General features: G+C 58.0%; 9 protein-coding genes and 1 pseudogene (1 of these 10 only partly in view). 4 read left to right on the plus strand and 6 right to left on the minus strand.

From position 1 onward, the window contains the following. Window position 1: 1 nt before the first annotated feature. The 3 genes from CVS30_RS03650 to CVS30_RS03660 form a co-directional block, all read right to left on the minus strand. Entirely contained in the window at window positions 2–355 is a 354-nt protein-coding gene (locus tag CVS30_RS03650) for a YrdB family protein (RefSeq protein ID WP_110483942.1), read from the minus strand. After that, complete coding sequence (locus CVS30_RS03655; protein WP_110483943.1) at window positions 348–1,994, minus strand: AMP-binding protein; 1,647 nt, start codon at window positions 1,992–1,994, stop codon at window positions 348–350. Before CVS30_RS03655 ends, CVS30_RS03650 begins: the two co-directional genes overlap by 8 nt. 77 nt (window positions 1,995–2,071) lie before the next feature. Then, the gene (locus CVS30_RS03660; protein ID WP_110483944.1) at window positions 2,072–2,371 is read right to left on the minus strand and encodes a DUF4193 domain-containing protein; all 300 of its coding nucleotides are present in this window, start codon (window positions 2,369–2,371) and stop codon (window positions 2,072–2,074) included. Between the two features lie 302 nt (window positions 2,372–2,673). Between CVS30_RS03660 and CVS30_RS03665 the strand changes: the two genes are divergently transcribed. The 4 genes from CVS30_RS03665 (at window position 2,674) to CVS30_RS03680 (ending at window position 7,417) form a co-directional block, all read left to right on the plus strand. Continuing rightward, complete coding sequence (locus CVS30_RS03665; protein WP_110483945.1) at window positions 2,674–3,066, plus strand: hypothetical protein; 393 nt, start codon at window positions 2,674–2,676, stop codon at window positions 3,064–3,066. A gap of 27 nt (window positions 3,067–3,093) precedes the next feature. Next, on the plus strand, window positions 3,094–3,828 hold the full coding sequence (locus CVS30_RS03670; protein WP_110483946.1) for a hypothetical protein: 735 nt from the start codon (window positions 3,094–3,096) through the stop codon (window positions 3,826–3,828). A gap of 65 nt (window positions 3,829–3,893) precedes the next feature. Next, entirely contained in the window at window positions 3,894–4,532 is a 639-nt protein-coding gene (locus CVS30_RS03675; protein ID WP_146233324.1) for a hypothetical protein, read from the plus strand. A gap of 611 nt (window positions 4,533–5,143) precedes the next feature. Further along, on the plus strand, window positions 5,144–7,417 hold the full coding sequence (locus CVS30_RS03680) for a helix-turn-helix transcriptional regulator (RefSeq protein WP_146233326.1): 2,274 nt from the start codon (window positions 5,144–5,146) through the stop codon (window positions 7,415–7,417). Window positions 7,418–7,537: 120 nt separating this feature from the next. On the opposite strand, the gene CVS30_RS18245 is transcribed toward CVS30_RS03680, so the two are convergent. From CVS30_RS18245 to CVS30_RS03690, 3 genes and pseudogenes are all read right to left on the minus strand, one after another. After that, complete coding sequence (locus CVS30_RS18245; RefSeq protein ID WP_245934417.1) at window positions 7,538–7,732, minus strand: LPXTG cell wall anchor domain-containing protein; 195 nt, start codon at window positions 7,730–7,732, stop codon at window positions 7,538–7,540. A 102-nt stretch (window positions 7,733–7,834) separates the two neighbouring features. After that, a pseudogene (locus CVS30_RS18525) lies at window positions 7,835–8,089 on the minus strand (carboxypeptidase-like regulatory domain-containing protein); the annotation flags it as partial. Continuing rightward, window positions 8,065–8,266 carry the 3' end of an SdrD B-like domain-containing protein gene (locus CVS30_RS03690; RefSeq protein WP_146233327.1) on the minus strand. It continues 3,713 nt past the right edge of the window, so 202 of the gene's 3,915 nt are visible here — the last part of the coding sequence; its start codon lies beyond the right edge, outside the window; it ends in the stop codon at window positions 8,065–8,067. The gene CVS30_RS03690 and the pseudogene CVS30_RS18525, both read right to left, overlap by 25 nt.

Raw genomic sequence — 8,266 nt, forward strand, 5'->3', positions numbered from 1 at the left:
GTTACTGCTGCAACGCCAGTGCGGCCACGAAATGAGCCAGGGCCAGCATGGCCATGATGCTTCCCAGCACAGTGGAGCCAACGCTGATCAAGGCAAGTGCGGCGGCGATGAAGAGCCCCAAAGCCAGATATCGCACCAACGTCATGGGCAGGCGTCGATCACTCCGAGGCGCCATGAAGGCTCCCCAGAACACCACAACGACGGCCGGCAGGCCAATGCCGAGGATCAGATGCCAAGGGCTGTCCTGCTTGAAACCCCAGAAGAGGAACGCCGACACCATGGCCACCTCCAGGGCGAAGCCAAGGGCTGCATTGATGCCGACCGCGATGGGCTTGGCCGTTGTCGTCTCAGTCATTACTCTCCAAGGCTGCGCGTTCCTGACGCAAAATGTAGCGCTGAACTTTACCGCTGGGCGTCTTTGGCAGCTCGGGAACAAAGTGAATCCGGCGCGGGTAGGCGTGGGCGGCAAAGCCGGTCTTGACGAGCTGCCGCAGCTCAACCGCAAGCTCTTCCGTTGCCGGAGTGCCCTCGCGCAGCACGATGAAGGCCTCGAGCACCTCGCCACGGATCTCGTCGGGCGTGCCAATCACGGCCGCCTCGACGACGCTGGGGTGGGTCACGAGAACCGATTCCACATCGAAGGGCCCAATCCGGTATCCCGCCATGATGATGACGTCGTCGTCCCGGGATGAGAAGTAAATGAAACCGTCCGGGTCACGTCGGCCGGTGTCGCCGGTGATGTACCACTGGCCATCGGGGCTGTAACGTTCGGCGGTTTTTTCGGGGGCGTCGATGTAGCCTGTGAACCACATAAAGGGGCTGGCCGGAACGTTGATGGCCACGCGGCCCGGTTCGCCGTCCGGGGCGGGTACATCGGCACCGTCGGCCAGAACATCGACGTTCCAGCCAGGCAGCGAGACACCCATGGAGCCCGGACGTAAGGGCGCCTGCAGGCCATCGGCCCAGGCATTGCCGGCCACCATGCCCAGCTCGGTCTGCCCGTACTGATCGCGTACCTCGACGCCCAAAGCGTCTCGACTCCAGAGAATAACATCGGGAGTCAACGGCTCACCGGCGCTTGAGGCACGGCGCAGCACATGGCGGTCCTCGGGGGTGGATCCTGCGCGCAGGGACCGGTACACGGTGGGTGCTGCGGCAAAGCTGCTGACCTGGAATTTCTCCAGGACAGCCCAGATCAGTTCGGCGCTAAACGGCGCCGTTAATAAGAGGGAACGGTTACCAACGGCCATAGGCGCCAGCAGGGCGAAGTACAGACCGTAGGCCCAGCCCGGATCGGCCATATTCCAGAAGACATCGTCCTTGCGAACATCGAGAGCAAAGCTTTGGTATCCCACAAAGGAGGCCACGGCGCCCAAGGTGATGGGCACGCCCTTAGGCGTGCCAGTGGTGCCGGAGGTGAAGAGTTGCACGAGGGTGCCCTCGCCACCTACCGTGACGGGTCCGCCGTCGTGCGGGGGAATGTCTGTGAAGGCACCGATCCCGGCCACCATCTCGGCCAAGGAAAGGTCATAACCAAAGGCCTCGCCGCGGGCCACAATCACGGGGCGGGAGGCATCCGTGGGGACCTCTCCGGGCGGCAAGAGCTTGCGGCGCTGATCGGCGTCGCAAATCACCAACCGCGCACCGCTGGCCTGCAGCCGAAACTCAATGGCGTCGTGCGCGAAGGCGGTAAAGAGGGGCACATCCACGGCGCCCAAACGCCAGATGCCCATCAGAGCGATGACCAGCTCGGCAGATTTAGCCATGAGCGTGGCCACGTGATCGCCTTGCTTGACACCAAGCGAGGCTAAGGAAGCGGCGAACTGCGACGATTTCTCTCGCAGCTCGCCATAACTGACGTCGACAGAGCTCAGGTCCGCGGAGATCACGGTAAACGCAATATCTCCGGCCGGGTGCCGATCGCATAAAAGCTCGGCAGCATTAGCTCCCGGCACAGCGAAGATCTCCAAAAGCTCCTGCACACTTACCGTCATGGTCCGCTCCCTCGCGTTGGAACTTGCAGCACTAAAACTCTTAGGGTGCCACCGTCGCCGGCGGCATCAAAAGCAGTTTAGCCTTCGCAGTCCTTGCAGAAGAACATGCCGTTCTTCTCGCGCGCTACCTGGCTGCGGTGGCGAACCAAGAAGCAGGAGGAGCAGGTGAACTCGTCGTCCTGGGCCGGGATGACCTGGATGATGAGCTCTTCGTTGGAGAGATCAGCACCCGGCAGGTCGGTTCCTTCGGCCGTGTCTGAATCTTCTACGTCGATGTGGGCAGTCTGAGTGCCGCCACGCTGAACCTGAAGCGCCTGAAGCGACTCTGTCTCGTGGTCTTCGTCCTTGTTGCGGGGTGCGTCGTAATCCGTTGCCATGCGGTTTTCATACTCCTGAAGTGCTGGTGGTAGTGGCTGGGTCTTTCAGCGCCTTATCATAGCCCTTGAAAGTAGGATTTGTACCCTTAGTACCCCGTTGTTTTCCCACAGCATAGGGGATGACACACAGATTTGTTGTATTCTCGGTAAATTTTCTGCAAAATTTCTTTACCACGGCATCCAAAGGTGTCCATTCTCACTGCCCACATGCCACGATTCTTGGGCCGTGAGCGCCCCTTAACGCCCCCAGCACGACGCCGGGAATCGCCACCGCGCGCCCGGCACCTTATCCTTAAGAGAACATGGCAAACAACTCTTCCTCCAGCGCTTCGCTCAACCGTCGGCAAGTAGCTCAGGCACTGAACATTCCGCCCGAAATGGCTGTCCGCAACGGCATTCCTACACGTATGAAGGCCTCCGAGGTCGCCGCGCTCGACGCCAATCCCCCGGCCTGGCTGGCTCAGTCTCGCGCTAACTCCACGGGCAAGCGCCCGGTCTGGGTTGAGCTGCGCTGCTACCTATGCGACTTCCTCGAGGTCGCCCGGCCCAAGAAGTGGTGGCCCAACTTCACCTACGTCATCTGCGACTTCCACGTCAATGACGAGCTCCCCTCCACTCCTGCCGGCTGGCGTCGCAGCGAGTACGACGGCGTAGGCGGACGTTTCCGAGGAATCGTTGACACCCTGGACCCCTAGCCCCAGACGACGAGTAGGACTTTAGCCGTGACTGTTCCGGCAAAATTATTTCAACAATGGCTCACAGCCGTCGCCGGTGGCACGAGTCATGCCGCCGTGTGCCGGGCCGCCGGTATCAAACGCTCAACCCTGGCCCAACAGCTTGTTCGTGGCAGGGTGTCCTTAGGCACGGTGGCCGCGGTGAGCCGTTCCCTAGATTTACCCGTTGTGCAATCACTGGCGACCTTTCCTGCCTTTGCAGATCTACCTCAAGGCATCAAGGCTCCTGGCCAGGCCGAGTTGTTGAGTCAGATTTCTGATGTCGACCTGCTGACGGAGATTCTGAACCGAAATCTCGCGTCGGAACAAGGCCGTTCACCTGACCCCGTCACACTGACCCCGGCACCGCACCGTTCCTCCGTGCGATCCTGGATCGACGCCATCGACGCCACAGATCTGCGCCAAAAACTTGCACGCCAGGCAGCCATAGCCCCCCAGAACCTTTCGGCCCAGATCTCGGCCAACAGGCTCAACCCCGAACTCGCCATCGAGAGTGCGCGTATTGGCCAGGTCGGATTGACCAACGGGCTGGTAGCAACCGGCTTCCTTACTCCACTTGAAGCCGGCTGGGACCCTGAGGCACGGGCGGCCGCCTTGCGGGCCACACCCCACAGCGTCTTGGCATCATTGGCGGCCCAACGATTAGAGGCTATGAGCCGCATCCTGCGGCGAGTCGAGGACGATTCACAGGATGCACAGAGTGTTTGGGAGAACTTAGGATGAGCGATATCTTGCAGTGGACAGCCTTGGGCGTCTGCATTGCGTGCTCCGCCTGGAGGTTCCCCGCCATGCTCAAGGGACGCAACCGCAGTTTATTCTGGGCCTTTGTGACCGCTTCACTGTCTGTCGCCTTGAGCATCCCCGCCATTTATCTTCCGGTGGATGCATTTCTCGGGGGAAATAACTTTGCCAATGTCATTCTCCGGCTCAGTCTCTTCTCTGTCTTCTTCCTAATCTCCTCCAAGATTGCCGCGGCTTACAAGTCAGAACTAGCACTCAAGCTCGTCCAAGGTACCTTAGGCATCACTGTTCTAGTCACCTGTTCGGCGGGAATTTGGGTGACCTACTTCTTATCTGATTTGCGGGGGTCTAGTACGGGACTGGGGGACTTCTTTGATCAGCCGTCTGTCGTCTTTTATATGCGCTTTGGGTTCATCTACATGGCGTATGTCGCTGCCTGCCTCATTGCACCCACAGCCAAAGCTGCCCTGTCGAAACGGCCAGCCCTTGACCGCATCGCGGCCGCATTCATGTGCCTCGGTTTCGGCTTGGTGTGCCTCACCATCCCGGTGCAATTTTCACCGCTTCATGATTCCCTTCTGATGAAGCTCTTCTCCTATAGCGCCGTCCTCTGCGTTGCGTTGGGACTAGCGGTGGTCTGGCTTTCTTTCATAAAACGTCCAGAAAATGGACATAAACGTCGCTAACCTTCATGATTCAAGCCTCAAACGCTCTAAATATGCACTTTTCCATTACTCTCTGGCATAATAATGAATGTGTGAACAAAGTTTGCCTTTCGTGACACACAGAACTTTGGGGGTGAGTGGTGGCCTGGTTTCGACCGGCCCACCACTCAATTGTTTAAGCCCTTCTTCACGTGGATCCTGTGTCCTACCTTGTCGAGATACACCTCTCAACTGAAGTAGCCTGTCAATTGTGTTATTTTTCGCAAGGTCCGAAGAAAGTACCAGCCATACCGATGAGCGCTTTTGATTTTGGTGAGGTAGCCGCACTCATAAACCGCCCGGCTCGGGTGCCTAATGGCCACTCCACCATTGCTCGTCCGCGCCTTATAGAGCTCATCAACACTGGATCAGCGTCAGCCCTGTGTATTCTCCGGGGACCCCGCAATCAAGGCAAATCAATTGCCCTTAGCCAGTGGGCGCAACAAACAGAGCGTGAGCTTGTTTGGCTTCATCTGACTAAAGAATCTGCACATGCTGAGCTCTTTTGGAGACAACTCCACATGGCGCTGGAGTCGAAAAGCACCGTCTTTCCAGGAGAGTCGAGTAGGAACTCCGAGTCACAGTTTGATTCATTGGATCATGCCCGCTTGCTAGCTGCTCGGCTCAACGGCTCGGCTCCGTTCACCCTTGTGATCGAAGATTTTCACTGGGCCCATGAATCAGATGTGCAGCGAGGCCTCATTGAACTCTTAGAATTGGCCCCCGATCTCAATATCATTATTGCCGCTCGATCCCCCCTGGAGATTGAGTCGAACTATTCCACCTATGCCACAGATGTCCATGTCATCGGCCATAAGAGTCTCCAGTTCACCGATGCGGAATCGGCCCTATTTCATGCCGGAACCGCATTGGAACCCGTCAGTGACAGGCTCAATGAGCGACTGCACCACTCGCCAGTCCTTCATAAGGCAGCTAGACTCGCTGCCACAGAGGCTCCGAGGAACACGGTTGATCTGGTCGAGGATATTGTCCTAATAATTACCGCTTCACTGCATGAACAAGTCAACGCTCAATTGATCCATCCCCGTGACAGTGCTCTTCGAGGTTTCATGGCTGCAACTGTCGAGTTGAAGTATTTCGATGTGGAATTGGCTCAGGCCGTGGTCCCAGACTGCCCGAATCCGGAAGCAATGATCCGCCAACTAGTCGAGGACGGGGCATTACGGTCTTCTCCCCGTAATGGATCCGTTCGTAACAGCTATCCCGGCATCGTGAGCGAGATTCTCACCGCTGCGTTATCTGCGGAAATTGCCGCTTGTCGGGAACATACCTTGACAGTGGCGGCGAGCATGGAAATTGAGCGAGGAGACTATCTGCCGGCCTTCACCTACTCGGTGAGCAAAGGAGATTACCGCTTAGCCTCCAACATCATCCTGAACTCAGGACTGGACCTACCTGCCGAAGAGCCCGATTGGTTCACCGCTGCACTGGAGACCATTCCATACACTCAAATCATCAAATACCCGCTCCTGTCGCTATCTCTTGGCCTGCTGTACAACGGGAATAAGAGCACGCGATTCAAGGGCGCCGAGTACTTCACCCTAGCACTGGCCGCCTCAAAGGGTCTGGGTCATAACGTCCCCGCACATGAACGAATGGCCTTGAACACGGCCCAGATAGTTGCGCTCCGGCTGACCGGCCAGTTCAAACTCTCCGCAGCCACAGCGCGCAACAGCCTCAAGGATCGCAGCGAATTGCTGCTGGAGAATCGAGATCAGCTCGCGGCCTTTGAATCGGCAGTCTTGGCGCAGTGGGCGATCTCCCTCATCCACGTGGGTGATTTCATCACAGCCACGACTGCTCTACATCAATCCGTTTCAACGGGACAGGCAGCCGGTGCTCGTCAGTCGGTCTTCTTTGCTACCTCATTGTTGGCTTATCGCTATGCGATTGACGGTGACCTAGCTACGGCCGCCGAGTTCGCTGATTCGGCGCAGCGCGACTACGTGAACTCCCCCGGTACCGCACCGTACCAGCAAACGCCGTTGCAAATGACGCTGGCCATGATCGAAATGGGGAATTTGCAGGCAGATAAGGCTTCCGAGCACCTCCGCCAGGTCATCTCCGAGACCGCTACTAGTGAATTCTGGGGCCGCATAAGGGTCATTGAAGCCCAGATTGACTTGCTGCGTGGCTACTCCGGAATTGCGACGGCCCGGTTAGATCTGGTCATGGCCAAAACTGAAGAGCTACCGACACTAAACCCCATAGATGTTGCGGGTTTGACCATGGTCCGCTCTGCCTTGCTCTTGGCACGAGGCAACGCTACGGGTGCTGCAGCCATTTTGGGCAAGGCCTCATCAAAGAAGACGCCTCATAGGATCGCTCGAGCAAGGTTGAGCCTGTCTCTTAACCAGTCAGCTGAGGTTGTTGAAATCCTCAGCGCAGTGACGCGCCCCGAAACATCGCTGGAAGGGCTGCACATCTTGGTTCTTAGGACTGTTGCTCGCCTTCACCTACAAGATGCCGAATCACTTCGTGCGGATCTTGAAAAGATCTCGGGCGCCATTGTGTCGCTCAAAAACCAGTGGCCACTAGCTCTACTCCCTAAAACCGAGTTAGAGCTTCTCAGGTCCGCGTGGCGTGAGTTGGGGATACCTGAGCCAGAGACTCAGCTCCCGTCCGAAGCACCGATTCCTGACGCACTCTCACGCATCACGTTGCCTCCCCGTGAGGCGTCCATCCTGAAGACGTTGGCGGCTGTTTCCGACAGGGCCGAGATGGCACGTCTGCATGTTGTCAGCCTCGATACCATCAAGAGCCAGCTGCGCAGCTTGTATAAGAAGCTCGATGTTGGGACACGAGAAGATGCCCTCATAGTTGCTCACCGGGAGCACCTGCTCTAAAACTGAAGATGCGGCAGCTGCGTGAGCTATCCGCCGTCGAACTTTTTGTTGTACGAAAGTAAAAAGCTGGGGCCCTGATCCTTTCGGATCAGGGCCCCAGCTTTTTACTTACCGCTCAGCCTAGTGACGGGCCGAGGAGGCTCGGCGGCGAGCAGCGAATGCCACGCCACCACCCAGCAGGGCCAGGAGCAAGCCGAAGAGCGTCAGCGATAGACCGCTGAAGCCCGTAGTGGCCAATGCGCCCTTGGCCGGAGCCGAGGTCTGTGCCGCGGTCTGTTCCGAGGGGGCGACAGTCGGGTCAACGACCGGTTCCACCGTCTGGTCCTCGGTCGGAATGACAGTACCGTCAGCGGTAATAAAACCGAAGTCCAGCGTCGCATCGCGATCGCCATCGTTGGTCAGGTTCCCCGAGGTGGCGGCCCAAGTCGAGGAGTCGCCTTCACGGTTGCCTTCGGTTTCCTTGGTCGGAAGGTAGGGAGCAAGCGCCTTCTTCGAAGCCTCCTGGTCAATCGTGACCGTGTAGGACTCACCGTCCTTGAGGACCGGCAGGTTTTCGAAGGAGTACTTACCGTTCTCATCCGTCGTAACAGGAGCAACCGGGTTACCAAATACATCAGTAACAGGCTTGCCGTCAGGATCAGTGATTGTCAGAACGACATCCTTGATGCCCTTCTCGTCCGGGTCCTGTGTACCGTTGCGGTTGTTATCAACCCAGACAAAGTCACCAACGGATACCTTCGGCTCGTCAGTCGGAGCAGGCGTCGTCGGCTCGTCAGTCGGAGCAGGCGTCGTCGGATCCTCAGTCGGAGCAGGCGTCGTCGGATCCTCAGTCGGAGCAGGCGTCGTCGG

It is taken from the genome of Arthrobacter psychrolactophilus, from assembly GCF_003219795.1.
GTDB lineage: Bacteria > Actinomycetota > Actinomycetes > Actinomycetales > Micrococcaceae > Specibacter > Specibacter psychrolactophilus.

Coding starts and splice junctions, on each gene's coding strand:
- CVS30_RS03650 (WP_110483942.1), bottom strand. CDS start 355: ATGACTGAGACGACAACGGCCAAGCCCATCGCGGTCGGCATCAATGCA.
- CVS30_RS03660 (WP_110483944.1), bottom strand. CDS start 2,371: ATGGCAACGGATTACGACGCACCCCGCAACAAGGACGAAGACCACGAG.
- CVS30_RS03675 (WP_146233324.1), top strand. CDS start 3,894: ATGCTCAAGGGACGCAACCGCAGTTTATTCTGGGCCTTTGTGACCGCT.
- CVS30_RS03665 (WP_110483945.1), top strand. CDS start 2,674: ATGGCAAACAACTCTTCCTCCAGCGCTTCGCTCAACCGTCGGCAAGTA.
- CVS30_RS03655 (WP_110483943.1), bottom strand. CDS start 1,994: ATGACGGTAAGTGTGCAGGAGCTTTTGGAGATCTTCGCTGTGCCGGGA.